Genomic DNA, 21,980 nt, shown 5'->3' with positions numbered 1-21,980 from the left:
CGTCTGAAATAAAGACGATTGTCCTATTTTCAGACGGCCTGACTCGTTGGCACGGTTTCCGTCATTTCATGCGGCGGGGTGTGTACCGTTTACCGTTCCAGTTTTCCCCATTGAAATAAAATACAACAAATTTGTTATATTTTTATAGACAAACACAACATTTTTGTTGTATTATTTAACCACTGTATGGGAAAGGAGGTCGGATGAAATACAGTGAATTCAGGAAATGGCTGCTTGCCCAAGGCGTTGAATTTACCACCATGAAGCGCGGCAGCCACCAGCTGCTCAGGTTGGGCGGCAAAACATCGGTTTTCCCGAATCACGGCAGCAAGGAGATTGGTACGGGATTGGTCAACAAAATCAAAAAAGACTTAGGTCTCAAATAGGAGGCAAGCCCGCAAGGGTTTGCCCTGAAAGGATATACATATGTTAGCTTACCCCTATGAGCTTACCCCCGACGACAACGGCACGTTTTTAGTCACTTTCCCCGATATTCCCGAAGCGGCAGCCGTAGCCGAAGACGAAGACAGCGCCCCCATCGAAGCCTTAGACGGCCTGATTTGCGCATTGGAAGGCTATTTTGCCGACCGCCGCCCGATTCCGCTGCCGTCTGAAGACAAGGCGCAAAGCGTGGCGCTGCCTGCGCTGGAAACCGCCAAAGTGCTGCTGCTCAACGAAATGCTGGCGCAGGGCGTGAAAAAGGCGGAAATGGCGCGGCAGTTGGACGTGCATATGCCGCAAATCGACCGCCTGCTGGATTTGCGCCACAACACCAAAATCGACTTTTTGGAAAAAGCCGCCGCCAAATTGGGCAAGCATTTGAACATCAGCTTTTCCTAAATAATTGCATTCCCATACACGCAAGGCCGTCTGAATATCCGGTATATTCAGACGGCCTTTTCCTTATCCGAATTTGCGCTCCACTTCCGCCCCAAACGGCTCGGCCACTTCCACAAACGCGGCCAAGTGTTTCGGGTATTTTTCCTGTACAAATACCAGCAGCATTTCCAACATCTCCAAAGCCGTGGCCAGCTTCGAGGTTTCCGGCATCACCCGCGCATTGGCGGCCACCGTTTTGGTAAACGCGTCGGCCAGGCTCGCCAAGAGTTTGGCGCGCTCGGAGGGCGGCAGGTTTTCCACGGCGGTGTCCTGCAACATCGTCATGGTGCTGTTGTATTGCACCAAAAAGCCTGCCAGCATGGCGCGGCTCAATTCCTCAATGCCGCCGCCCGCCAGCGTGTAGGCGGCGCGTAATTTGTCCCAGTCGTCGCCTTTGTCGGCGGCGGCGCGTTTCCAGTTGCGGGCGGTGGCCTGCGGGATTTGGCACATCATCGCCGCCGTTTCCAGCGTCTGCTGCCCGCTCACATACAGGCTGCGCAGCTTTTCGCGCGTTTCTTTCGGGTGCGCCATATCAGCCTCCCAGTTTCAGGCGGATAAATTCCCAGCCGGTGGATACGATGGCGCCGCCCAAGCCGCCGTAGAGCGCGGAGGTGCGGCGGCATTCTTTGCGGATTTCGCGCAATTCCTGCTCCATTTCTTCGGTTTTGGCCATCTGCAAATCCTGCTTGGCTTCGATTCGCGCCAGCGCTTGCAGAATCGGGTCTTTTTGCAAGTCGGTCATGATTTGTCCGCTTTCCGGTCGAGCTTGTCGGCCATTTTGTCCATCTTGTTTTCCAGCCGCGTGAGGCTGCTCATAATCGTGTCGCGGTCGGCGCGGGCTTCGGCTTTGGTGGCGTACATCAGTTTCACGTCGTGCAATTCCTTCTGCAAGGCGGCGCGCTCGCTTTCCGCCTGCTTCAGGCGGCTGTCTATCCCGCGTACCCAATACCAAAGCATGGCGGTAAACGCGCTGGTAATGCCGCCGAAGGCTTGTTCTAAAGTAAACGGAATCATTGCGGAATATCTCCAAACACAATCCGGCAGACTATGCCGTCTTCTTTCAAACAGGAAAGATACAGCTTGTCCGCACCTTCCGGCTGCGCCACGGCGTAACGCTGCATGGCGGCGGCCACGCTGTTGCGGCGCAGCCGAATATCGGCAGGCTCGGTTTCCAAGCAAAAGATTACGCCGAAACGCCCGTCCATGCGCACGGTATAGCGCAAAACCAGTCTGTCCAACACCCGCGACACCTGTTCCACAAACGGCTTCTGCTCCCGCGCCCGCGCCAAGCCCAATTCAATATCCGCCTGCTTGCCCGCCAACACGCGCTGCACCAGTTCGTTATACGTCGTCATGGCGCAGCCTCCGTAGTGGCCGTTTGGCTTTCAGACGGCGCAGCCCATTGGCGCCAAGCGGCGTTTTGCGCTTCCAGCTCCGCCACATACGCGCCGTATTCCGCCGCGTGGTTGAGCAGGCTGCGCACCGTGCCGTCGGCAGGCGGATTCGGGCGCAGCGGCGCAACCAAAAGCGCAGACGGCGGCGCGGGCATGACCGGTACTTCTACCGTTTTAATCGGCGCGGTAGCCGAGGGATTGCTTGTATTGGCGCAGGCTGTGAGCGCCAAGGCCGTCAATACAGCCGCCGCCGTTTGCTTGTTGGTCTTGTTTGATCGCATGTTCCGTATTCTCCCGATTGGCCGCTTTCAGACGGCCGATTTCTGCCTGCTTTTGCGCCAATTCTTTGCCGACTGCCTGAGTCTGTGCGGCCTGCGCTTGGATAATGCCGTTGACCCGTTCCAATTCGGCGGCATAGCTCTGCTCGGCTTTCAGCTGCGCGGCGGCATAATTGGCCTTGATGGTTTCAATTTCCGCCAGATATTCCTCGGCGGCGGCGTTGCGGCCTTTGTAGTAGCTCGCCGCCAGCGCAACGGCAAGCGCCGCCAGCAGGATAAACGAGCGCCCGCCCAGCCACACACTATTCCAACTCATGCTCATGCTGCTGCACCTCCTTGCGTTTGACCGCCACCAGCGACCGCGCCACCGCATAGCCGCCGACCACGCCCAGATAAATCGCCCAAATTTCAGACGGCATTTCCGGCGTGACGGCAAATTTGTAGGTTGCCGCTGCGCAAGCGATGTTCGCCCACAGCTTTGAGTGGGAAATGGTGTCGGAATACGGGTCTTTGATGATGTCCGTCAGCTTCACGCGTCAGCCTTTCGCTTGGCGTTTCTTCTTGGCCGCCGCACGCTTGGCCGCCGCCACACCCGATTTGCCCGGCCTTTGGCGGTAAAGCATCCAATACGGCGCATAGCGCCATTGCGGGAAGTGGCACTCCGGCTCAATCAGATATTCCGGCAGTTGCAACGGCTCAGGCTGCGGCTTGGCGATTGCGCCAATTGTCATTTTCAAGCGGCGCGCCAGCTGCTTCACTTTATCGAAAAAGCCCATTACGCCGTCTCCTTCAATTTTTGCGCAAAGGCCGCCATATTCGCCTTCGCTCCGGCTGCCTTGGCGCTGTGCGCGTCAAAATACGCCTCAATACCGCGTGCGATGGTGCGCAGCTCGGCAGAGCAGCCGTCATTGACCGCATGGCGCAGATTGCCCGCCACGCGGCGGCTCCAGCCCTTGCCGAAGGTCGGGAAAGTCTTAATCTGCGTATAAAACTGCAAGCGGTAGCCGTTGAAACGCGCCACCAGTCGGTTGGGCGAGGCGCATTTGACCGCCGCCAGCGTATCCTTGCCGAACTTGCCGTCATCATCCGCGCCCGCCGCGCGTTGCAGCAGAATCACCGCGCGTTTCACGCCGTGATTCACCGCCGCGTCGAATACCTGAAACGCCAGCGCAGCGGGCAGCTCATCGCAACGCGCCGCCTGCCAGTAGGCTTTTCGGTAGATTTTTTTCGCCTCGTTGCGCGTCATCTCGCGCATGCTGCCGGTATAGCCGTGTTCGCGGGCAACCGCCTTGGTTACGCCCCAATTCGTCTCGCCGCCGGGGTCGGCAGGGTGGTTGACATAACCGCCCTCATGTCCCAACACGCGATCGACTGCGGTATTAAAATCCATGCTTATCCTTTCAAAGTCAGTATCCATCGGCTTTTCTAGGATTCCATTATCTTTTTCAGACGGCCTCCAAGCAGGCGGCATATCTTCAGACAAAGCAAAAGCCCCGTGCGCAAACACAGGGCTTTAATCAGCATTCAATCGGATTTTAAACGGGTTTTAAAACAAGGCCGTCTGAACGGCAGGCGCGGCGGTTTTGTCCGCCTCCGCCAAAATATAGCGCACCCAACGCTCGGTGATATGGTATTTCAAGGCCAGCAGCCTGACCGCCATACCGTCCGACATCGGAATCACATCCCGCCCCGTCATCTCGTCATACTCGCGGCGGATGGCGCGTTTTTGCAGCTCCAGCATAACCTCCTTGCAGCGCGGAATCAACACATGCCGCTGCCCGCAATACGCCTCTTCCAAGCGGCAGGCCGCCTCTTCGCCGATTTCGTGCGCCAGCGCGTCATGCAAAGCCTGACCCGCCGCGCTGCGTTTGCGCTTGGTAGTGGAAAGCGGGAAATGCGTGCCGCCCCAGCGCTTAATCAGGGTAAAGGCATTAGCCAGCCCCACCACCGTTATCAGGCTGTGCGCCGATTCCGGCAGCAAATGCCCCAAATCGCGCAGGTCGTTTTCCGTCAATTCCCACTTCATTTCGCCTCCGCTGCCTTTTTACGGTTGGCCGCGATTTGCAGCGCCGCCACCAATTTATGCATATGGCCGTCTGAAAGCCATTCCACGCGGTCAACGCCAAACATGCGCCGCGCCGTACCGTGGGCATAATTCCAATGCCAGCCGCTGTCCAACAGCAAGGCTTCGACTTTGCGCATCATCGGGTCGGCAGAAGCGCGGCGTTGCGGGCTTTGCCCCACATCCGCCTTGCGTTTCGGCTTTACCCGAAACCCCAAGCGCACCATCTGGGCGCACACCGCCTCCAATTCCCCCTCACCCATCTTGGCGCAGGAATCCTTACCCGTTACCCGCAGCAACACCGCGCGGTAGGTATCGTCATCCATCGCCAGCTCCTTCTGCGCGATTTTGATTTTCGCAATCAGCGCACGTCGGCTTGCGGGATTGCCGGCATAAGCGTAAGACATGGCAGGCTTTCAGATTAAAATCAATATATGGTATATTATTGGATATATTTAGCTTAATCAATACAATATGTTGATATTTTGAAAACTTAATACAGACGTAAAAAAAGGCCGTCTGTAAACCCGATAAAATCAAGGTTTCAGACGGCCTTTGCCATCCATCCGGTTTTAGTCTTCTTTCTCGCGCCTTTGTCTTTCCAAGGCTTCTGCCTTGCCTTTGTTAATGCCAGCAAAATAACCCAGCAAAACAGCTCCGCCTATTTTAATCAGCTCAATCGCCACATTATCCTTGTTTAGACACAAAGCAACCACCAAGACTGCTGCCACGAAAAAAGCGATTGCCGTTATCGTGGTTAGTAGCTTGCTGTGCACCTGAGTAAAGACTTCGCCGTGCTTCAAGTCGCTGCTTTTCTGCGCTTCGATTGTTGCAAGGGCGATACGTTCGTTTGACTGGATTTCGTCTTTCCGGTTTTCCTGCTCCCGATGACGGACTGCGACTTCCTGTTTTTGCAGCTCTATAAATTCCTGCATCATTCTCTGCTGCTCACCCGCAGGCAGGCTTTGCTGTTCCTCCGGAGACGGCTGATCCGGTTTCATGCTTCAACCGCCACTAAGGTTTTGTAACGGACTCGAAATTTACCGAATCCCCGCTGTCCGATTTTGGGCGGTATAAATTCCACTTTTTCAATATTGCCACCTCTGTCGTTTTTCATTTCCGCCAGATAAGCGGAAGGTTTTAGCACGCGCTCACGTACGGCATTATATTCTTTGTTTTCAATATTCATCGCTTTTCCTTTCTCCGGAATAATGGCCGACACGGACTGTCGCCAAATTACCTCGTAGTGCAATTCTAATACAAGCCTCGCCAAGATGGGGAATATTGACCGTCGCGTCAAATTACCATTAAGTATCGGAATGCAATATATTGTGCTTATATTTATAAAATAAAGAGAAATCCGGTATATTTGGTAGTGTAAAATTCACACACGGCCCAAAGACTGGAAGAAAAAATCCGCCAAGAGATAGGGAAATAACCCGCTTGCAACAAAAGGCCGTCTGAAACCTTGAATCATCAGGGCTTCAGACGGCCTTTTGGGTTTGGTTTTCTGTTAGAAAGTAGTTGACTTTTTGTGGCTACATCTTATAATTCATCTCATGGATTAAGCAAGAAGCCCCGCTGCATTGGAGGACAGGGCTTCAAAAAAGAAAGGAGGTGATGAAAATAATTAAGTTCTTAATCCTGTTGGGTTTATTACTTATCAGCTTCCCGGCTTGGTAATAAAACCTAACTAGCAGTAAGGGCGGCAGAACACCGCTGCCCTTCTTCCAAACTTTCTTAAACTATACCGCCAACGGTTTGAAAAATCAAGGAGTGCCTATGGTTGACAAAAAGCTGGCTGAGTATCGGAAAAAGGCAGAAGCCAACCGAATGACTAAGCGCGTTTCATTTAACCGAGAGACAGAAAAAGAAATTTTGGAAATAGCCAATAATCTTGATTTTTCTCAATGGGTTAAAGACCAGATACGCAAAGAGTTCAAAAATCAGCTTGATAAAGATGTAGCTACACCATAATATATAAACACTTGGAAACAAGTAGAAAGAAAGCCGACAAGTTAGGGCTTGTCGGCTTCCGATGAAAGGCAGCTCTCGCAAAGCTCCTTTCGTGTCATTTACTAGAAATGAAAGGTAATCATACCATGAACGCACTGGTTCAACAATTCAACCCGTCCAAAATCGCCGTAACCGACCACAACGGCCACAAATGGCTGACCGCCGAGCAGCTAGGCTTGGCTTTGGGATTTTCTGTAAAACGCGCCCGTGACGGTGTGAACAACCTCTACAACCGCCATATTGACGAATTTTCCGAGCAGGATTCAACCACCATCAAATTGATGGCGGTTGACGGAAAGCAAAGAGAAACAAGGATTTTCAGCTTTACCGGCTGCAACCTTTTGAGCTTTTTCGCCAACACTCCGAATGCCAAAGCCTTCCGTGCGTGGGCGAAAGTGAAGCTGGCCGCGCCCGAAGCCGATACCGCCGCCTACGAAAAGCTCAAAGCCGCCTTTCTCGAATCCAGCCCCGAAACCGCCAAGCTGGTGCGCTATCACGAGATGGGGCTGGGGCTGTCGGAAATCGGCAAACTGCTCGGTATGAAGCCCGGCTCGGTCGCCTACCGCCTCAAAAAGCTCAACGATTTGGGCTTCACCGCCTACACGCCCGACCCGGAATTGTCGGCGCGCGGCAGGCTGGGTTATAAGGCCATGATGGATGCGCAGCAGTCTTTGGGATTGGAGGGTTAAGCCATGAAAGCCAGCGAAATCAAAGAAACCGGCTATTTTGCCAGCGAAGACGACCACTGGCGGCTGGTGCAGGTGCAGGATGCGTTGGACAATCTTGCCGACTTGATGGCGCAGACCGACAATCCGATGGCCGCGCTGGTGGGTGTAATCAAAGGCGGTTTGCAGCATGCCGTCGAATCCATGCAGACCGTGCGCCCGTAGCCGTCCGTAAGCCGTAAAAAGGCCGTCTGAAACAGCTTCAACCCTGTTTCAGACGGCCTTTAATCATATTTCAAACCTATGCCAGCTCCTGTTCCGTCGGCTCAATCACAAAATCTTCCACCCCGCTCACAATCTTAATCCCCGGCACTTGCCCCTCGGCAAAGCGCTCTTTCTGATTGAGAATCGCGTCTTTGTCGATTTCATGCTTGGTGCGCACAAATTCCGCGTAGGCCGTTTTCTCTTTCAGCCAGGCCAGCACCGCCGCCACGCCCGTAACCTTCACGCTCGGCGGGCGGATGCGCCATTTGACCAGGCCGGTGGTAAAGTCGGCGGTTTTACTTTTGCCGCCCTCGGTCAGCTCGTCTTTATGCGCTTCGCAATAGGCCGCCACGCGCTCGGTCAGGCTCAGGATTTCGGCGATATGCGGCGCGGCCAGCGCGGCGTACTCTTCCTCAATCAGGGCTTTTTTGTCGCCCGCCTCGGTTTCCAGCCGCTTCACTTCGCGCTGCGCGTCGCCGATACGGCGGATAAACAGGGTTACTTCGCCCTTGTCCTGCGCCGCTTCGATGGCGGCTTTTTTGATACGGTTGGTTTTAGCCATTTCTGTTTCCTTTCTCTCGTTGAATCAAATCCGCGACCTTCTCGCGGTGTTGTAAAACCTGTTGCGTAAACGGCGTTTCCGGCTCGCCCGGCGGCATTTTCTTGTTTAGCAATACTGCCTTCACGCTCTCGGCAATGCGCCGCAGATTGTCTTTGCCTTGCGCTTTCTCCGCCGCCGTCGGCGCGTAGCGGTGCGCCAGCTTGGGCGGCTCGGGGCGGGGCGGCAGGGCATTTAATACGTCGGCGGGGACAGGCCAGCGGTTGATTTGCCCCGCCAATACCGCAAAGGCCGTCTGAAACCGCCCCGCGTCTAAGGTTGCGTCCCAAACGCGGTTGCAGGTCAGCGCGATTTCCCACGCCTGCGCCAGTGCGCCCACCGTATCCGCCGCCGGTGCGCCCGATAGCCGCAAGGCCAACATCATCTGCAGGCCGCCGACCATTTCGTTGTAAAGATTGGCGGGTAAGGTTCTGCTCATCGTTTCAACCCCTCCAGTTGCGCCGCAGCCGCCAGCGTTTGGCTGGGCTTCCTTACTGTTCCCTCCGCCGTGGGGGAGGGCTGGGGAGAGGGCAAAGCGCCCGGCCAATTTTTCACAATGCCGCACAAATACCCGTGCGATTTAAGCGGCGTTTTCAGACGGCCTGCCTCCCGCGCCGCCAGCGTTTCGTGTAAACCGTAAAGCCAGGCTTCGGGCGGATAATCCCCGCTTTGCAGCAGCGCGGCCATCTCGTTCAAAATCTTGGCGGTGCGCCCCCAGCTCAGCTGCGACTTGGCGGGGCGGAACAAACCCGCATACCGTACCGCCGCCTTGCCCGTTTCCACATCCATTTCCAGCAGCATTTTCAATACCTCCGCCGCTTCGCTGTCGCTAATCAGGCTGTCCAGGCTGTGCACCGCGCCGCAGTTGGGGCAGCGGGTATTCATACTTTTCCCTCCATACCCAACACCGCCAATTTCGTCTCCAGCTTATTGCGGAAGAGTTCCACTTCTTTCTGCCACACCGAGCAGTTGCGGCTGCGCCGTTTCAGCGCGGTGTAGCGCAGGCAGTTGTCCGCAAAGTCCACGCCTGCGATTTGCCGCAAAGCGTCCGTCACCATTTGCGCCGGTACATTGGGCAGGCGGTAGGCCGCCCAATCGCCGTCGCCGCAGGCCGCCGCACCGGTGGTTACCGCCAGCCAGCCGCTGCGGTGGATATTCAGGTAAACCGCCATCTCACACCCCCGCCCATTCAAAACCTGCCGCCTTATCCAACACCTCGCGCAGCGTATCGCCGTGCACCACCGTTTTGCCGCCACCCGCATGAATCCGCGTCAGGCGGAAATCGCCGCCGTCGGGCTTAATCAGCAGAAAATGGCCTTGGTCTTCCAAGAAATCCACGCGCTGCTCGTCGGGATAATCCGCCGCCGCGCTTTTCGCCGCCACCGCCTGCGCCGCTTCGGTCAACAGGCTTTGCAGGCCGTCTGAAAGCGCCGGATTGCAGCCGGCCGCCAGTAATTTGTCGCTTAAGGTCATTTTTAACGTCCTTTTAAAAATCAAATGCTTATAAAATCCATCGGGCAAAAATTTTTACCACCAGTCCGGATCGTCCGAATAGGCCTTGTCCAATTCGTCCATCTCCCGCTTGATTTTGCGCAGCCATTCCGCCAGCGCAATCACCAATACCCCAAACAACACGCCCGAAAAAAGGCCGAATACAATCCACATCATTTTTCCTGCTCCTTATCTTGTTCCCGTTTGCCCGCTTCGGGCTGTTTAAAGCCCGCCTGATAATCCTCAACCCGCTCGCGCTGCCGTTTTAAAAAATACGCCGTGCCGCGCCTCCGGTGCTGGCCGTAGGCCTGCCAGTCTGTATTGCGCCGTCTGAAACTCATCTCATTTCCTTCCGTTTACCCATTGCGGCGCGGCCTGCTGCGCCTGCATTCCCTCCCCCGTGGGGGAGGGTTAGGGAGAGGGCAAAACGCCAAAATTTAAAGCTCATTTAACACCTTCCTAAAATCCGGCCGCGTTACCGGCCAATATTCGTTTTTACACGCCTCCGGCGCAAAGCCGAAATCAGCGCCGTGTATATCCCAATTCATTTCCCGGCGCGATTTTTCCGCCGGTGTGCGCTTGACAAGCGCATTGCTGCCGAAAGCATGGTCTTTTTCCAACAGGCAGCGGCGGCAATGTTTCACCACGCGCCCCGTTTTCGTTAAAAAATCCGCTCGCGGCTTGGTTTTCTTGCAGCGGCAGCAGGTCAGCGCCGCCGCGCCCGCCGCCTGCTCCTCCCAAGCAATCCGCCGCTCCTTATCCTTTTGCGCGCATTCGTTGCAGCTTTTCCTGACCTGCCCGTTTTTGCGCACAAAAGCCGCATATGCCAAACAGCGCGAGCAGGCGGGGCAGCGGTAAACGCCGCTATTGGCCGTCGGGTTCATACACCACTCCTTCCATCCGCTCCTCATCGCTCATCCCCTCATACATGCGCTCGATTTGCGCCTCGCGCGTTTCCAGCTTTTTCGCCGCCGCCTGCGCCGGTTCCCACGCGCAGCGGGCAATGCCGCCGCCGATAAGCAAAGCCGTCAGAAACCCCATGCCGAATACCCGAATCATACCTTTCATTTTTCATATTCCTTTAAAATCAATTAGTTATAAAATCCATAAGGTAAAAAAATATACCGCCGTATCAAGGGCTTACCCCGGCGCACCCGCCGCCAGCCATTCCCGCGCTTCCTGCTCGCTTTTAAACCGCCGCCGTTTGCGCCAAATCCGCCACCCCTTTTCCCAGCCCGATACCTCCGCCCGAAAGCAGTTGTGCCGGGCTTCCTTACCGCCGCAGCAAATCCCCTTGCTGCTGGTATCGCGGTACACGCTGCCTTTGATTCTGCCCATCGCCTCGCTCCCTTTCAGACGGCCTTTAGCGGATAATCAGCTTGCTGTATTTCTTCACAATCCCCGCCTGCAGGCGGATATTGTTTTTCACCGCCGTGCGCACCGAGCCGCGCATGATTTTCCCCAAGCGGCGCGTATTGCCGTTGCTGTGCGCCACCAATTGCGCCACCGTCTCCTCATCCGCCTGCGGCAGGCTAGCGCGCACAATCAGCTCCAATTCCTCCTCCGGCAGCGTATTGCCCAAATTCAAAGCCACCGACACGCGGCTGTAAAGCTGCATCAATTCCCCGTGTTTACCCTTCAAATTCGCCACCAAGCGCGGCATACCCGAGAGCACCAAGCCGCAATCCGTTTCATCATGCAAGCGGCGCAGGATTTCCAAAGCCCGCAAGGGCAGGTTTTCCGCCTCGTCCACCACAATCAGCCGCCCCGTATCGCGCAGGCGGTCGGCCACCGCCTCATACACCTCGTTCAAACTTCCCGCCGCCGACACCTTGCAGCCTTCGGCCAATTTCTGCATCAACACCCGCGCCGTAAAGCTCGGATTCGCCTCCACCAACACCGCCGCCGGAGAGCCCTCGCAGTAATGGCGCACCGCCCGCGTCTTGCCCAAACCCGCCTGCCCGTAGATCACCGCCACCTCGCCGCCCTGATGCGCATCGCGCATCACCTCCGCAATCCGGCGCACCGTCTTCGTTTCCACAAACGCAATTTCCAGCTCCTGCCGCGCCGCGCGTTCCGCCTCCAATGCCAAAAATGCCTCGATTTTCGGCTCGATGGTGTCGTAATTGCCGCCCTTGTCGGCATAGCTGCCGTTCAGATACATGCTTACCGCCGCCGCGCAGCCTATGCCCCGCGCCATCTGGCTTTGGTTCATGCCGCTCTTTTCCTTAAACTCCGCCAAACGGCGCTGCAATGCCTTGTTGATTTGCTTACTCATCTCAAAATCCTTGATAATATTGGTTTAAAAACTGTTTAAAGGCCGTCTGAAAATGGATAACGAAACCTTAAAAAACCTTGAAGAACGTATAGCGCAGCTGGAAAAGCGGGTTGGCGAGCTCGAAGAATGCCATACCAACAATACTGTCTTAACCGCTTGGCTGTTCAGCCGTGAAGCCCGTTTTACCGGTGGGCTTCAGGAGTCCGTCGCCTATATTGACCGCATTACCGCCAACACCGACCCCGATACGCCTGAGCACACCCACTTGCTGCAAATCCGACGCGGCCTAGATGGCTATGCGGCAGAACTAACTAATAAAATCCTCCGCGCCTCGGAATAATTCAGGGTCACGCTTTAAATAAGGTGCAACGATTGCCGCCATTTTTTCCGCCCGCAATTGCCGCTCATACACCCCGCGCAGCTGCGGGTTGGGAAAAAGCACCTCCATCTGCACATCCTGACCCGCTTCACGGGCAGCCCGTATCTTGTCCAACAATTCCTGATTAATCACGGCGTTGCCGCCTGTTTCCATTTGTTCCATCTCAAAATCCTTTCAAAAACCATTTAATAAATATCGCCGTCCCACTCGTCATCCGTACCCGTCTTGAGCGCCGGCCGCCGCGTTTTCTCCGCCGCCTTTTGCACCGGCTGCAACACCTGCTCCAAGCCGCCCGAAAACCCCATCAGCGCGTCGTAATCCTGCGCCATTTCCAAAGCCGGATTCGCCTCCGCATTCGCCAGCTTCACAACCTGCTGGGCTCGTTTCACGCGGCCTTTGCGCCGTTGTTCCGCCAGCTGCTCCAGCCGCGTGGTCGGGAACGCGTCATGCTTGTTGCCGTCCAGCAGCGCCTTCGCTAAGAGCTTGCCCGCCATGTCATAAACCAACACGCTGCGCGCGTCGCTCCAATCGTAGGCCACCCGCACCTTGTCGCCGTTGTAAGCGCCCAAGTCCGCAGAAAAATAGCTGTTGCCAAACAAATCCAGCCAACCGCGCTGCACCGTCCGGATTTCCTGCGGCCGAAACAGCGTATCCAGCTCCTCCCTCGCCAAAAAATCCGGCGTCAGGCCGTCTGAACGTAAGCGGTATTCCCGATACTCCAGCGGCGCAAAGCGCGACCCGTCGGCCTTTTTCGGCAGCTCGCCGTGCGGTCGGCGGTTGTATTCGTCAACACACCGCGCCACATCCGCCATAAACTGCTTCCAGCTCGGCAGCTTCTTCAAATACCGCTGCTGCTCCTCGCTCAATTCCTTACCCTTTTCCAGCGCATTAAACGCCGATTCCAGCTTGCGGTAAGTCAGGTTTTTCGTGCTGCTGTCCATCCCCGAGCCGGTAAAAGTCTCATAACCCCTTGCCAGCCGGATCAGATTGTCCTGCCACCAGCGCTCGATAATCCCGCGCCCCTGCGGATTGCCCGCAATCCCCGTTTCATGGCAGATACCCAGCCGCGCCGCCAAACCCGTAATCTCATGGTCTATCGTCTTACCCGTTTGGCCGCTGCCGTTGTCCGAGTAATAAATCAGCGGCACGCCGAAATGCGTCATCCCGATACGCAGCGCATCCGCCACCGCCACGCAGCTTTCCGCCAAACTCACCGAAAAGCCCATGACGCACCTCGTGCAGCCGTCCAAAATCACCGTTACCTCCGGCTTGAAAGGCCGCCCGTGTACCGGATGCGCCACCTTCGCCTTAAAGCTGTGGCCGTCGCCTATCCACACATCATTCGGCTTGAGCTTGTCCCAATTGCGCTTCACATACGGCTGCAGCGATTTCAAAGCCGCCCCCGTTTTCCGCCCCCGCTCCCGCACCATCGGCGGCAGCTTGTCCCACACCCGCCGCACCTGGCTTTCCGACGGCAGATCATTCACCGGCCGCGACTTGTCCGCCAGATACCAATCCCGAAACAGCGCATAGCTGTGCGCCAGCTTCGGCGCAGAAGGAATACAGTGAAAGCGCATAAAATCCGCCAGCCACACATACCCCGCAATCGGCGCTTCCTGCCGCGTCGGTTTCGGCGCCAAGGCCGTCAGCCGCGCCAGCGGCGTATCCGCCGCCCGGAATTTCGCCGTCCAATCTTTTAAAGAACGCATCGAAAGCTTCGCCGCCCCGCCGCTGCGGGCATTAGCCAGCGCAATCAGCTCCGCCAATTCGGGCGGCAGCCGCCCCGTTTCAAACTGCTCCAACACATAAGCCTGCGAGCGGCTGATACTCAAACCCGCCACGCGGTGCATTTTCAACACCTCCGCCACCAGCGCCATCCGCGCATAAGCGCACTCGCGCTGCTTGTCGGTCAGCAAGCCCGCCGCTTCCTCGGGGATAAGGGCGGGCTGGGTGTGCGGCGGCTTGACCGCCACCGCCGTATCCCGGCTCTGTTCCAACAAATCCGCCGCCGTTTTTTCCTTAATGGCCGTCTGAATATCGAGAGGCAGGGAAGCGACCAGGTATTTTTTCAGACGGCCGTTCCTACCGCTCGCTTTGATTTCTATAAACGGCCAGCTCTCCTTTTTGGCTCTGTGTTCTATTGCCTGCCGTGTTTTGGGCAGACCTTTAATTCCAAGCTCGGCCAATTCTGTTGCATTTAGCGCATAAACCATAAATTAACCTTTATCTTTTATATGCTTTTGCGTATAATTCACTTACTTAATTCAGTAATGCGTGGTTTTAATTCTCTTGCTTTATACCGGCTCGGCCAAATTTCGTTCGGGCTAATTCCAATTGCATCGGCTATAATTTTTTCGCCTTTCAAATACGGGCACTGCAACGCAGTTCCTAATGTATTTGGGGCTAGCCCCGAAGCAATGCTCAAGGCTCGGACTGACCAACCACGTTTTTTGAGAGCGGCGACAACGTCCGCGCGGTGCCAATCAAGTTTAATTTTCGACATAAAACACTCCTTATTAAGTAACCGCATTCACATACTTGCTTAACTAACTTAACCGCATTCTAATATGCAAATTTTAGATCTGCAAATAGACTTGTTTGCGTTTTTTACTAGAAATAATCAACTGATTGATTTTTGTATGAATGTTTTATTTGCAAATTATAGTTTTATTTGCAAATAGATTTGCAAATAGCTTGGTTGTTTGCAAAAAAAGGATAGCAATGGAAACTTTTAAGGAAAGATTGGAATTTTTATTCGGACAAGACGCAGGGCCGACTAAAATCTCCACATCGATAGGTATGAAATACGCAGGATTTGCGCGAGTTTGGTATGAAGGCAGTATTCCGAAAGCCGAGACACTCGTAAAAATCCAAGAAGTGACCGGCTGCGACCTCAACTGGCTGCTCACCGGCCAAGGCACGCCCTATCTGGACAAAAGCCGCATGGAAAACGCAGGCGCATTTCCCGTCAGCGGCAGCGGCGCGGAAGTGTTCGACACCCTCGGCAACCCCGTCAATCTGGCCGAATTCGTGTTTGTGCCGCGTTACAGCGTGGCCGCCGCCGCAGGCCACGGCTACCCCGTGGAAGACGAAAAACCCTTGTTCTGTATGGCGTTCCGCCGCTATTGGATAGAAAATTACGTCACCCGCCAAATCGACAAGCTCTCCGTCATCGCCGTCAAAGGCGACAGCATGGAAGGCGTGCTCAACCACGGCGACAACATCCTCGTCAACCACGCCGAAACCGACCCCCGCGACGGCCTTTATGTCCTGCGCATCGGCAACGACCTCTTCGTCAAACACATCCAACGCCTCCCCGGCCGCCTGCTCGTCAAGTCCGCCAACCCCGTTTACGAACCCTTCGAAATCGACCTCACCCGCGACAACGCTGACACCGCCATCATCGGCCGCGTAGAATGGTACGGCCGCACAGTCAACTGACCGCATACAATTAAAGCGGATTTAAAACCGGTTTAATCCCGTCTTAAATCCGCCCGTTTTTTGTTTAATCCCGCACCAAAATCTGCGCATTCTGGTGCATTTTGTTGCAAAAGATTCTGCAAGTTTCTAAAACGCCAAAAACGGCTGAAATCCGCGTTTTTATTGGATTTCAGCCGTTTTTTTGTTGATTGGATACCGGTGCAAAAATAAACAGTACCCCACACAAGGTGGAAATCTTGAATATTGTCCATACTCGGAAAAATTATCCCAACTAGTCCATGTAGGGCGTTCCTGGGCACCATTTAAATCCAACCCTAATCGTTAAAGGCCGTCTGAAAAATATTCAGACGGCCTTTATTCTGAAGATTCATAGCTGCCTGAAACCCGTTTTTCGGTTAAAATCAGGCGATTGATATTTCCATGAAAAGAGAGCAGATTTATGGCCCAATATGTATATTCCATGCTGCGCGTGAGCAAGGTTGTGCCGCCGCAGAAAACCATCATCAAAGACATTTCCCTGTCATTTTTCCCCGGCGCGAAAATCGGCCTGTTGGGTTTGAACGGTGCGGGCAAATCCACCGTATTGCGCATTATGGCGGGCGTGGATAAGGAATTCGAGGGCGAAGCCGTGCCGATGGGCGGCATCAAAATCGGCTACCTGCCGCAGGAGCCGGAATTGGATCCGGAAAAAACCGTGCGCGAAGAAGTGGAAAGCGGTTTGGGCGAAGTGGCGGCGGCGCAGAAGCGTTTGGAAGAAGTGTATGCCGAATACGCCAATCCCGATGCCGATTTTGACGCGCTGGCCGAAGAGCAGGGGCGTTTGGAAGCGATTATCGCGGCCGGTTCCTCTACCGGCGGCGGTGCGGAACACGAATTGGAAATCGCCGCCGACGCGCTGCGCCTGCCCGATTGGGATGCCAAAATCGGCGTGTTGTCGGGCGGTGAAAAACGCCGCGTGGCCTTGTGCAAATTATTGTTGAGCAAGCCCGATATGCTGCTCCTTGACGAGCCGACCAACCACTTGGACGCCGAATCGGTGGAATGGCTGGAGCAGTTTTTGGTGCGCTTCCCCGGTACTGTGGTGGCCGTTACCCACGACCGCTATTTCCTTGACAACGCCGCCGAGTGGATACTCGAACTCGACCGCGGCCACGGCATTCCGTGGAAGGGCAACTATTCCTCATGGCTGGAGCAGAAAGAGCAGCGTTTGGCAAACGAAGCCAAATCCGAAGCCGCGCGCATCAAAGCGATGAAGCAGGAGTTGGAATGGGTGCGCCAAAACGCCAAAGGCCGCCAGGCCAAATCCAAAGCGCGTCTGGCGCGTTTTGAAGAGATGAGCAATTTCGAGTATCAAAAGCGCAACGAAACGCAGGAAATCTTCATCCCCGTGGCCGAGCGTTTGGGCAACGAAGTGATTGAGTTTACCAATGTTTCCAAATCCTTCGGCGACAAACTCTTGATTGACGACTTGAGCTTCAAAGTGCCGGCCGGGGCGATTGTCGGCATCATCGGCCCCAACGGTGCGGGCAAGTCCACCCTCTTCAAGCTGATTTCCGGCAAAGAGCAGCCCGATTCCGGCGAAGTGAAAATCGGCCAAACGGTGAAAATGTCGCTGATCGACCAAAGCCGCGACGGTTTGCAAAACGACAAAACCGTGTTCGACAACATCGCCGAAGGCCGCGATATTTTGCAGGTCGGCCAATTTGAAATCCCCGCCCGCCAATACCTCGGCCGCTTCAATTTCAAAGGCAGCGACCAGAGCAAAATCGCCGGCAACCTCTCCGGCGGCGAGCGCGGCCGTCTGCACTTGGCGAAAACCCTGCTGGCGGGCGGCAATGTGCTGCTGCTGGACGAGCCCTCCAACGATTTGGACGTAGAAACCTTACGCGCGCTGGAAGACGCTTTGTTGGAATTTGCCGGCAGCGTGATGGTGATTTCGCACGACCGCTGGTTCCTCGACCGCATCGCCACGCATATTCTGGCGGCGGAAGGCGACAGCAAATGGGTATTCTTCGACGGCAACTATCAGGAATACGAAGCCGATAAAAAACGCCGCTTGGGTGAAGAAGGCGCGAAACCGAAGCGCATCAAATACAAACCGGTAACGCGTTAAGCGGGAAAAGGCCGTCTGAAAATTTTTTCAGACGGCCTTACGCAGATGAAATCATATTAAATCAATAGGAGAAACGTCATGAAACGCTTATTTACCGTACTAGTGCTGTCGGTTACATTGCAGGCTTGTTCCGGCTCGGTTGAAGAAAATAAAGAAAATGGCAAGGCCGCCGCCTCAACCCAAAGTAACACCCAAAGTGGCCTGCCTGCTGAGCTTGAACCTAAAAACATCGCTCATTACGAGGAAAAGCTGGATGTGGCAAAAATCAGCCAAGCCTTGAAAAATGCAGGCTTTGAGAAGGGTGAACAAAAAGAAGCAGAGTGGAATCGGCGCTTGGCGGCAGTAACAACCAACGAAGAGGTTCAGGCGGTTGTGCGTGACCAACTAATGTATTACCGGCAGGCCGAGCAAGAGCTGTCGGCCATAAATACCGTCAGTCAACAAGGTACGCAAGTGCGCCAGAAAATGCTGAATGGTTTTTCCGGTATGTGCCGTATCTTAGAAATCATGCAAAAGTTGGACATGACTTCGCCGGAGGGTGCGGTACAGCTTAACGAACTCAATCCGAAAATCAAAGAATACGGCACGGAAATTATGCAGGGGCTGCAGCTTTTTGTTCAACTGGTTAAAGAAAGCGGTCAATCCTATAATAAGAAAGCTGAGGCAAAAATGCAGGGGAAATTGAAAGAGTTAGAGGGAAAATTAGAATAATATATATATGCTGTTATAAGTTATAAATAAAATGATATTGAAAATAAGGATACCGTAATGGGAAAACTGAATAAATTTGTGAATCATCCCGGACTTTTTTTTAAAGATGCTTTAAGAAACAGGCTGCTAGGTAAAGATGAAGTCATTATGAAAAAAGCCGCTATTAAAAAGGCGGCTTCTCCAACCTGCATTGCCAAATGCGTTAACCCTTACAAAAAATACGTTCACTTAATTCATACCGGCGAACAGAAAATTAACGGCTCATCCCATTTAAAACTCTGGCTGCCGGAATTTTTACGCTCAGGTGAAGATTTTTTAGTGTTGACGCGTAATTTGGAGCTGTTTAATTGGTTGCGCGAAACCTATCCTTATGTGGACGCTTTTTATGCTAAAGGTTTGACTGACATTGAAAAAGTATTGAATACGCAAGACACCATCAAAGCGATTTACTATCTTTCCAATACCGGCAACGTGATTCACACCATCCGTTTCAATCAATACAAACATATCTTTTTGGGACACGGCGACAGCGACAAATCGGCCAGCGCGCATAAATTTTTCCGTGTGTATGACCAAATTTGGGTGGCGGGGCAGGCGCATATCGACCGCTTTAAAAATGCCGGATTCAATATTTCCAATGTTGAATTTGTCAAAGTCGGCCGTCCGAATTTGCGCGGAATTCTCGTGAACAATGAGCAAGATTGGCGCGAACGACAAGCGCCGAGGATTTTGTATCTGCCGACATGGGAAGGGGTGTATGAAGAGGGCAATTACGCTTCGGTAGGCTTTGCCGCTGATTTACTGGCCGAGCTGTATCAGCGTTTCGGTATTCTGATTTCTACTAAATTTCATCCCTCTACCGGCAACCGCCTTACCGAGCTGAAAACGCTGGAGCAAATGGTAAAAACCCGCTTTGAAGAATTTGGCGAAGACAGCATTTACGTGGCGGATAAAATGGTGCCGGTCAATGAGCTGCTGGTTAATGTCAATATCTTTATCTGCGATATTTCGGCTGTGGTGTCCGAATGCATTGCTGCCAACGGCCCGATTTTTGTGCATATCCCGCAAGATCGTGTGATTGAGATTTCACAAAGCGATATGACTTACGAAGATTATGCCTACACCTTCTCCAATATCGAAGAATTGTGCACACAACTGGCGGAAGTATTGGCCGGTAACGACCCCAAAGCGTCGCAACGCGCATTGGCGATGGATTATCTGATGAGCGTTGAGCAAACGCGGCATAATGAATTTGAACGACAGCTTAAAGCCATTACCGCTGAGGCGTGGGCTGGCGCGGCAGAATAGAGGTTGCGATGTAGTGTTCAGCTTGGGATTTAATCCCAATGGGTATTTAGGCTGTTGGGTTTACCTTCTCATCTGAGCTTTCATATGCAGTAGTAAGTAACGTGAGTTTGGGATAAACCAATAGAATATCTTTTTAAATTTCAGAAACGTATTTTATTAGGCAGACAGAATCCGGAAGGATTCGTCATTCCCGCGCAGGCGGGAATCCAGAAGCCTAACATTTATGAAATGTTTTCAAAAAATCAGAAACTCAAACATCTGGATTCCCAACTGCGTGGGAATGACGAAAATCTGGCGATTTTCTGTCTGCTGTGATACCGTACATTTCTGAAAATAATAAAATATTTTAAATGCTTATCCCGAATTCACGTTAAGTAATAAATCAATGATAAAGGCCGTCTGAAAATATTTTCAGACGGCCTTTTCGCGCTATTTGTTTTTGGTAAAGAGCTTTTTAATCAAACCGCCGCTGTTGGCGGATTCATCATCTGCCTCTTCTTGCGCGTCTGCCAATACCGGAGGTGGTTCGTCAGGCAAGACGGCTCTCATTTCCCGTAGCTTGAACATAATGGATTTATTGCGTTCGTAATAGCCGTAGGCTTCAACAAAACCCCTTTTTTCGTCTAGGTGAAAATAGGTGCTGGTAAGGTTTCGGCTTTTATCCCGGAAAACCAAAACATTGTTTTCAATGCGCCAAAAGGCTTCGTTGGCATTGCCATTACCGCCAACGGTATGAATTATGCCGTCTTCGGCTAAATACAATACTCTACTATGACTGCCGTTAAAGCGGGAAAATAGGAAGAGTTTATTTTTCAATAATGCATATTCGGGAGTGGCGCGCGAGGCCTCGGCTTTTAATTTGGTTACAATGCTATTATCAGCAGTTATCGAATCAGATGAAAAAATGGTTTCTAATGTGGACAGCTCATCAGATACGGTATCTTCTTTAATTTTTTGAAATTCTGCTGGTTGGCTGAAGTTGCGTAACCAAAGATTCATATAATCGCCGACTTGGGAATGCTCCGAATCTAGGAAACGGTATAAATCAACATCAATATCTAGATGATATTCTTCACGAACAAATTCTTGCCAAGATTGATTCGGGCCAATGTAGAAGCAATAAGAAAAATGTCGGTTGGGTAAAAAGTTGCAGGATACATCAACAAATACCGCATTTAATTTTTTGACTTCGTTAATCATCAGTTGCGGGATGGTTAGTGAACTGCGTGAACGCAGCAGAATTACCAAACGGGTTTGCTCATTGGCAAAAAGTGCCATGTGAGACAAAGTACCCACTGTACAAACAATTTCTTCTGCTCCGGAAATGATGGAAACTTGTTCCTGCAAAGACAGCTGTTCGGGATAAATGATTCGGTAGCCTAATTCTCTATAAAAATTCTCGAAATATTCTTCATTAATACAGTCTTTTTTATCGGTATTACCACGAGAAAATTGAGTGCGGGAGAGATAAATTTTCTTATCCGAAGCCGGTTTGACGTTTTCCCGAATCAGATTATAAGGGTAAGCGTATTCTTGGTTAAAGAAACTGTGGAAGCAGACCGCTTGGTCGGGTACATAAATTTTGCGAAAACGGGTTGTTTTTTCCAAAAAAATGATGTTTTCTTGCGGAATACCCATCATTACTAGAAAAGCAATGAAATGGCTGTGGTCAAATAGTTTGTTTTTTAGGAAAACAATTTTTTTATCAAATACTTTGTTTTGTGCGACCCACCACATTCTGCTGAGTGTTTCAATCAGAAAATGACCGAATTGGCTGAATGCAATGCCGCCAAAAATAACTTCGTCTTCCGAAAAGTCTGTGTTCGACGGACTGAATGCATAAGCAGAAAGGCATTGCCATGCCGCAGCAGTATTGGAATTATGCCGCTGGTAGCCTGCAACAAACTGGCATTCGCCATCGCATACACCGCCTTTATAGATAGCAACATTGGTGTATTGTGGGTCACGAATGAGAGGAAGAATGTAACCATTGTCGATTATCTGAATACCCAGCGGATTGGTATGCAGATAGCTGCGTGCAATTTGTTGCTCAAACATTGGCAGGTTACTGCCATACAGATTTTTTTTAAATGGAGTCATTGC

Annotated in this window: 38 protein-coding genes and 1 pseudogene; 10 read left to right on the top strand and 29 right to left on the bottom strand. The window is 52.9% G+C overall.

Going from position 1 to position 21,980, the window contains the following annotated elements; genetic code table 11:
* Positions 1 to 203 precede the first annotated feature (203 nt).
* Both J2T37_RS01235 and J2T37_RS01230 read left to right on the top strand, forming a co-directional pair.
* Positions 204 to 386: a type II toxin-antitoxin system HicA family toxin gene (locus J2T37_RS01235; RefSeq protein ID WP_253353375.1), complete on the top strand. Its 183-nt coding sequence runs from the start codon at positions 204 to 206 to the stop codon at positions 384 to 386.
* A 40-nt stretch (positions 387 to 426) separates the two neighbouring features.
* A complete protein-coding gene (locus tag J2T37_RS01230; RefSeq protein WP_253353374.1) occupies positions 427 to 840 on the top strand; it encodes a type II toxin-antitoxin system HicB family antitoxin in 414 nt (137 codons plus the stop codon).
* 63 nt (positions 841 to 903) lie between these two features.
* Here J2T37_RS01230 and J2T37_RS01225 read toward each other — a convergent pair whose 3' ends face one another.
* From J2T37_RS01225 to J2T37_RS01165, 13 genes and pseudogenes are all read right to left on the bottom strand, one after another.
* On the bottom strand, positions 904 to 1,410 hold the full coding sequence (locus tag J2T37_RS01225) for a DUF1804 family protein (protein ID WP_253353373.1): 507 nt from the start codon (positions 1,408 to 1,410) through the stop codon (positions 904 to 906).
* 1 nt (position 1,411) lies between these two features.
* Positions 1,412 to 1,621 carry a hypothetical protein gene (locus tag J2T37_RS01220; RefSeq protein WP_253353372.1) on the bottom strand — a complete coding sequence of 70 codons (210 nt, stop codon included), beginning with the start codon at positions 1,619 to 1,621 and terminating at the stop codon, positions 1,412 to 1,414.
* Entirely contained in the window at positions 1,618 to 1,893 is a 276-nt protein-coding gene (locus tag J2T37_RS01215; protein ID WP_253353371.1) for a hypothetical protein, read from the bottom strand. Before J2T37_RS01215 ends, J2T37_RS01220 begins: the two co-directional genes overlap by 4 nt.
* Entirely contained in the window at positions 1,890 to 2,234 is a 345-nt protein-coding gene (locus tag J2T37_RS01210; protein WP_253353370.1) for a hypothetical protein, read from the bottom strand. The genes J2T37_RS01215 and J2T37_RS01210 overlap by 4 nt, the downstream gene beginning before the upstream one ends.
* Positions 2,231 to 2,554 (bottom strand): hypothetical protein, encoded by a 324-nt coding sequence (locus tag J2T37_RS01205; protein ID WP_253353369.1) that lies wholly within the window; start codon positions 2,552 to 2,554, stop codon positions 2,231 to 2,233. The genes J2T37_RS01210 and J2T37_RS01205 overlap by 4 nt, the downstream gene beginning before the upstream one ends.
* The gene (locus J2T37_RS01200) at positions 2,448 to 2,867 is read right to left on the bottom strand and encodes a hypothetical protein (protein WP_253353368.1); all 420 of its coding nucleotides are present in this window, start codon (positions 2,865 to 2,867) and stop codon (positions 2,448 to 2,450) included. Before J2T37_RS01200 ends, J2T37_RS01205 begins: the two co-directional genes overlap by 107 nt.
* On the bottom strand, positions 2,854 to 3,084 hold the full coding sequence (locus J2T37_RS01195) for a hypothetical protein (RefSeq protein ID WP_253353367.1): 231 nt from the start codon (positions 3,082 to 3,084) through the stop codon (positions 2,854 to 2,856). The genes J2T37_RS01200 and J2T37_RS01195 overlap by 14 nt, the downstream gene beginning before the upstream one ends.
* A 3-nt stretch (positions 3,085 to 3,087) precedes the next feature.
* Entirely contained in the window at positions 3,088 to 3,327 is a 240-nt protein-coding gene (locus tag J2T37_RS01190; RefSeq protein WP_253353366.1) for a hypothetical protein, read from the bottom strand.
* A gap of 128 nt (positions 3,328 to 3,455) precedes the next feature.
* Positions 3,456 to 3,947, bottom strand: a pseudogene (locus J2T37_RS01185) (glycoside hydrolase family 108 protein); the annotation flags it as partial.
* A gap of 150 nt (positions 3,948 to 4,097) precedes the next feature.
* Complete coding sequence (locus J2T37_RS01180) at positions 4,098 to 4,577, bottom strand: Mor transcription activator family protein (RefSeq protein ID WP_253353365.1); 480 nt, start codon at positions 4,575 to 4,577, stop codon at positions 4,098 to 4,100.
* Positions 4,574 to 5,020, bottom strand: coding sequence for a gp16 family protein (locus J2T37_RS01175; RefSeq protein WP_253353364.1), 447 nt, complete (start codon positions 5,018 to 5,020; stop codon positions 4,574 to 4,576). Before J2T37_RS01175 ends, J2T37_RS01180 begins: the two co-directional genes overlap by 4 nt.
* A 165-nt stretch (positions 5,021 to 5,185) precedes the next feature.
* A complete protein-coding gene (locus J2T37_RS01170) occupies positions 5,186 to 5,614 on the bottom strand; it encodes a hypothetical protein (protein ID WP_253353363.1) in 429 nt (142 codons plus the stop codon).
* Entirely contained in the window at positions 5,611 to 5,802 is a 192-nt protein-coding gene (locus J2T37_RS01165; protein ID WP_253353362.1) for a hypothetical protein, read from the bottom strand. The genes J2T37_RS01170 and J2T37_RS01165 overlap by 4 nt, the downstream gene beginning before the upstream one ends.
* A 593-nt stretch (positions 5,803 to 6,395) precedes the next feature.
* On the opposite strand from J2T37_RS01165, the gene J2T37_RS01160 reads away from it, so the two are divergent.
* From J2T37_RS01160 to J2T37_RS01150, 3 genes are all read left to right on the top strand, one after another.
* Positions 6,396 to 6,590 carry a hypothetical protein gene (locus tag J2T37_RS01160; RefSeq protein WP_253353361.1) on the top strand — a complete coding sequence of 65 codons (195 nt, stop codon included), beginning with the start codon at positions 6,396 to 6,398 and terminating at the stop codon, positions 6,588 to 6,590.
* A 125-nt stretch (positions 6,591 to 6,715) separates the two neighbouring features.
* Positions 6,716 to 7,318 carry a BRO family protein gene (locus J2T37_RS01155; protein WP_253353360.1) on the top strand — a complete coding sequence of 201 codons (603 nt, stop codon included), beginning with the start codon at positions 6,716 to 6,718 and terminating at the stop codon, positions 7,316 to 7,318.
* 3 nt (positions 7,319 to 7,321) lie between these two features.
* Positions 7,322 to 7,519 (top strand): hypothetical protein, encoded by a 198-nt coding sequence (locus J2T37_RS01150; RefSeq protein ID WP_253353359.1) that lies wholly within the window; start codon positions 7,322 to 7,324, stop codon positions 7,517 to 7,519.
* Between the two features lie 76 nt (positions 7,520 to 7,595).
* Here J2T37_RS01150 and J2T37_RS01145 read toward each other — a convergent pair whose 3' ends face one another.
* The 11 genes from J2T37_RS01145 to J2T37_RS01095 all read right to left on the bottom strand — a co-directional run bounded on the left by J2T37_RS01145 (position 7,596) and on the right by J2T37_RS01095 (position 11,925).
* Positions 7,596 to 8,120, bottom strand: coding sequence for a host-nuclease inhibitor Gam family protein (locus J2T37_RS01145; protein WP_253353358.1), 525 nt, complete (start codon positions 8,118 to 8,120; stop codon positions 7,596 to 7,598).
* Complete coding sequence (locus tag J2T37_RS01140; protein WP_253353357.1) at positions 8,113 to 8,595, bottom strand: hypothetical protein; 483 nt, start codon at positions 8,593 to 8,595, stop codon at positions 8,113 to 8,115. Before J2T37_RS01140 ends, J2T37_RS01145 begins: the two co-directional genes overlap by 8 nt.
* Complete coding sequence (locus tag J2T37_RS01135; RefSeq protein WP_253353356.1) at positions 8,592 to 9,041, bottom strand: hypothetical protein; 450 nt, start codon at positions 9,039 to 9,041, stop codon at positions 8,592 to 8,594. Before J2T37_RS01135 ends, J2T37_RS01140 begins: the two co-directional genes overlap by 4 nt.
* Complete coding sequence (locus J2T37_RS01130; RefSeq protein WP_253353355.1) at positions 9,038 to 9,328, bottom strand: hypothetical protein; 291 nt, start codon at positions 9,326 to 9,328, stop codon at positions 9,038 to 9,040. The genes J2T37_RS01135 and J2T37_RS01130 overlap by 4 nt, the downstream gene beginning before the upstream one ends.
* Position 9,329: 1 nt before the next feature.
* Entirely contained in the window at positions 9,330 to 9,629 is a 300-nt protein-coding gene (locus tag J2T37_RS01125; protein ID WP_253353354.1) for a hypothetical protein, read from the bottom strand.
* A 54-nt stretch (positions 9,630 to 9,683) separates the two neighbouring features.
* Positions 9,684 to 9,824 (bottom strand): hypothetical protein, encoded by a 141-nt coding sequence (locus J2T37_RS01120; protein WP_253353353.1) that lies wholly within the window; start codon positions 9,822 to 9,824, stop codon positions 9,684 to 9,686.
* A complete protein-coding gene (locus J2T37_RS01115; RefSeq protein WP_253353352.1) occupies positions 9,821 to 9,988 on the bottom strand; it encodes a hypothetical protein in 168 nt (55 codons plus the stop codon). Before J2T37_RS01115 ends, J2T37_RS01120 begins: the two co-directional genes overlap by 4 nt.
* 96 nt (positions 9,989 to 10,084) lie before the next feature.
* Positions 10,085 to 10,531: a hypothetical protein gene (locus J2T37_RS01110; protein ID WP_253353351.1), complete on the bottom strand. Its 447-nt coding sequence runs from the start codon at positions 10,529 to 10,531 to the stop codon at positions 10,085 to 10,087.
* Complete coding sequence (locus J2T37_RS01105) at positions 10,512 to 10,715, bottom strand: hypothetical protein (protein ID WP_253353350.1); 204 nt, start codon at positions 10,713 to 10,715, stop codon at positions 10,512 to 10,514. The genes J2T37_RS01110 and J2T37_RS01105 overlap by 20 nt, the downstream gene beginning before the upstream one ends.
* A gap of 72 nt (positions 10,716 to 10,787) precedes the next feature.
* The gene (locus tag J2T37_RS01100; protein ID WP_253353349.1) at positions 10,788 to 10,985 is read right to left on the bottom strand and encodes a hypothetical protein; all 198 of its coding nucleotides are present in this window, start codon (positions 10,983 to 10,985) and stop codon (positions 10,788 to 10,790) included.
* A 25-nt stretch (positions 10,986 to 11,010) separates the two neighbouring features.
* The gene (locus J2T37_RS01095) at positions 11,011 to 11,925 is read right to left on the bottom strand and encodes an AAA family ATPase (RefSeq protein ID WP_253353348.1); all 915 of its coding nucleotides are present in this window, start codon (positions 11,923 to 11,925) and stop codon (positions 11,011 to 11,013) included.
* 52 nt (positions 11,926 to 11,977) lie between these two features.
* Here J2T37_RS01095 and J2T37_RS01090 point away from each other — a divergent pair, with 52 nt between their 5' ends.
* Positions 11,978 to 12,265 carry a hypothetical protein gene (locus J2T37_RS01090; protein ID WP_253353347.1) on the top strand — a complete coding sequence of 96 codons (288 nt, stop codon included), beginning with the start codon at positions 11,978 to 11,980 and terminating at the stop codon, positions 12,263 to 12,265.
* Here J2T37_RS01090 and J2T37_RS01085 read toward each other — a convergent pair.
* From J2T37_RS01085 to J2T37_RS01075, 3 genes are read right to left on the bottom strand one after another with little or no spacing between them, the layout of a single operon-like run.
* Positions 12,233 to 12,466, bottom strand: coding sequence for a hypothetical protein (locus J2T37_RS01085; RefSeq protein ID WP_253353346.1), 234 nt, complete (start codon positions 12,464 to 12,466; stop codon positions 12,233 to 12,235). The two genes, J2T37_RS01090 and J2T37_RS01085, sit on opposite strands and share 33 nt — an antisense overlap.
* A gap of 23 nt (positions 12,467 to 12,489) precedes the next feature.
* Entirely contained in the window at positions 12,490 to 14,517 is a 2,028-nt protein-coding gene (locus J2T37_RS01080) for a Mu transposase C-terminal domain-containing protein (protein WP_253353345.1), read from the bottom strand.
* Between the two features lie 38 nt (positions 14,518 to 14,555).
* Complete coding sequence (locus J2T37_RS01075) at positions 14,556 to 14,807, bottom strand: helix-turn-helix domain-containing protein (RefSeq protein ID WP_253353344.1); 252 nt, start codon at positions 14,805 to 14,807, stop codon at positions 14,556 to 14,558.
* Positions 14,808 to 15,025: 218 nt separating this feature from the next.
* Between J2T37_RS01075 and J2T37_RS01070 the strand changes: the two genes are divergently transcribed.
* Positions 15,026 to 15,745, top strand: a complete 720-nt coding sequence (locus tag J2T37_RS01070; protein WP_253353343.1) for a LexA family transcriptional regulator — start codon at positions 15,026 to 15,028, stop codon at positions 15,743 to 15,745.
* Between the two features lie 32 nt (positions 15,746 to 15,777).
* Here the strand turns inward: J2T37_RS01070 and J2T37_RS01065 are convergent, their stop codons facing one another.
* Positions 15,778 to 15,996: a hypothetical protein gene (locus J2T37_RS01065; protein WP_253353342.1), complete on the bottom strand. Its 219-nt coding sequence runs from the start codon at positions 15,994 to 15,996 to the stop codon at positions 15,778 to 15,780.
* Between the two features lie 188 nt (positions 15,997 to 16,184).
* Here J2T37_RS01065 and ettA point away from each other — a divergent pair, with 188 nt between their 5' ends.
* From ettA to J2T37_RS01050, 3 genes are all read left to right on the top strand, one after another.
* Positions 16,185 to 17,858 (top strand): energy-dependent translational throttle protein EttA, encoded by a 1,674-nt coding sequence (ettA, locus tag J2T37_RS01060; RefSeq protein ID WP_253353341.1) that lies wholly within the window; start codon positions 16,185 to 16,187, stop codon positions 17,856 to 17,858.
* Positions 17,859 to 17,936: 78 nt separating this feature from the next.
* Positions 17,937 to 18,569, top strand: coding sequence for a hypothetical protein (locus tag J2T37_RS01055; protein WP_253353340.1), 633 nt, complete (start codon positions 17,937 to 17,939; stop codon positions 18,567 to 18,569).
* Between the two features lie 147 nt (positions 18,570 to 18,716).
* Entirely contained in the window at positions 18,717 to 19,877 is a 1,161-nt protein-coding gene (locus J2T37_RS01050) for a CDP-glycerol glycerophosphotransferase family protein (RefSeq protein WP_253353339.1), read from the top strand.
* Positions 19,878 to 20,306: 429 nt separating this feature from the next.
* Here J2T37_RS01050 and J2T37_RS01045 read toward each other — a convergent pair whose 3' ends face one another.
* The gene (locus tag J2T37_RS01045) at positions 20,307 to 21,977 is read right to left on the bottom strand and encodes a glycosyltransferase family 61 protein (protein ID WP_253353338.1); all 1,671 of its coding nucleotides are present in this window, start codon (positions 21,975 to 21,977) and stop codon (positions 20,307 to 20,309) included.
* Positions 21,978 to 21,980: the final 3 nt, after the last annotated feature.

This window comes from Neisseria perflava, assembly GCF_024170405.1.
GTDB classification, from domain to species: Bacteria; Pseudomonadota; Gammaproteobacteria; order Burkholderiales; family Neisseriaceae; genus Neisseria; species Neisseria perflava_B.
The sequence above is the reverse complement of the archived record's forward strand: the minus strand, read 5'-3'. Positions and strand labels throughout refer to the sequence as shown.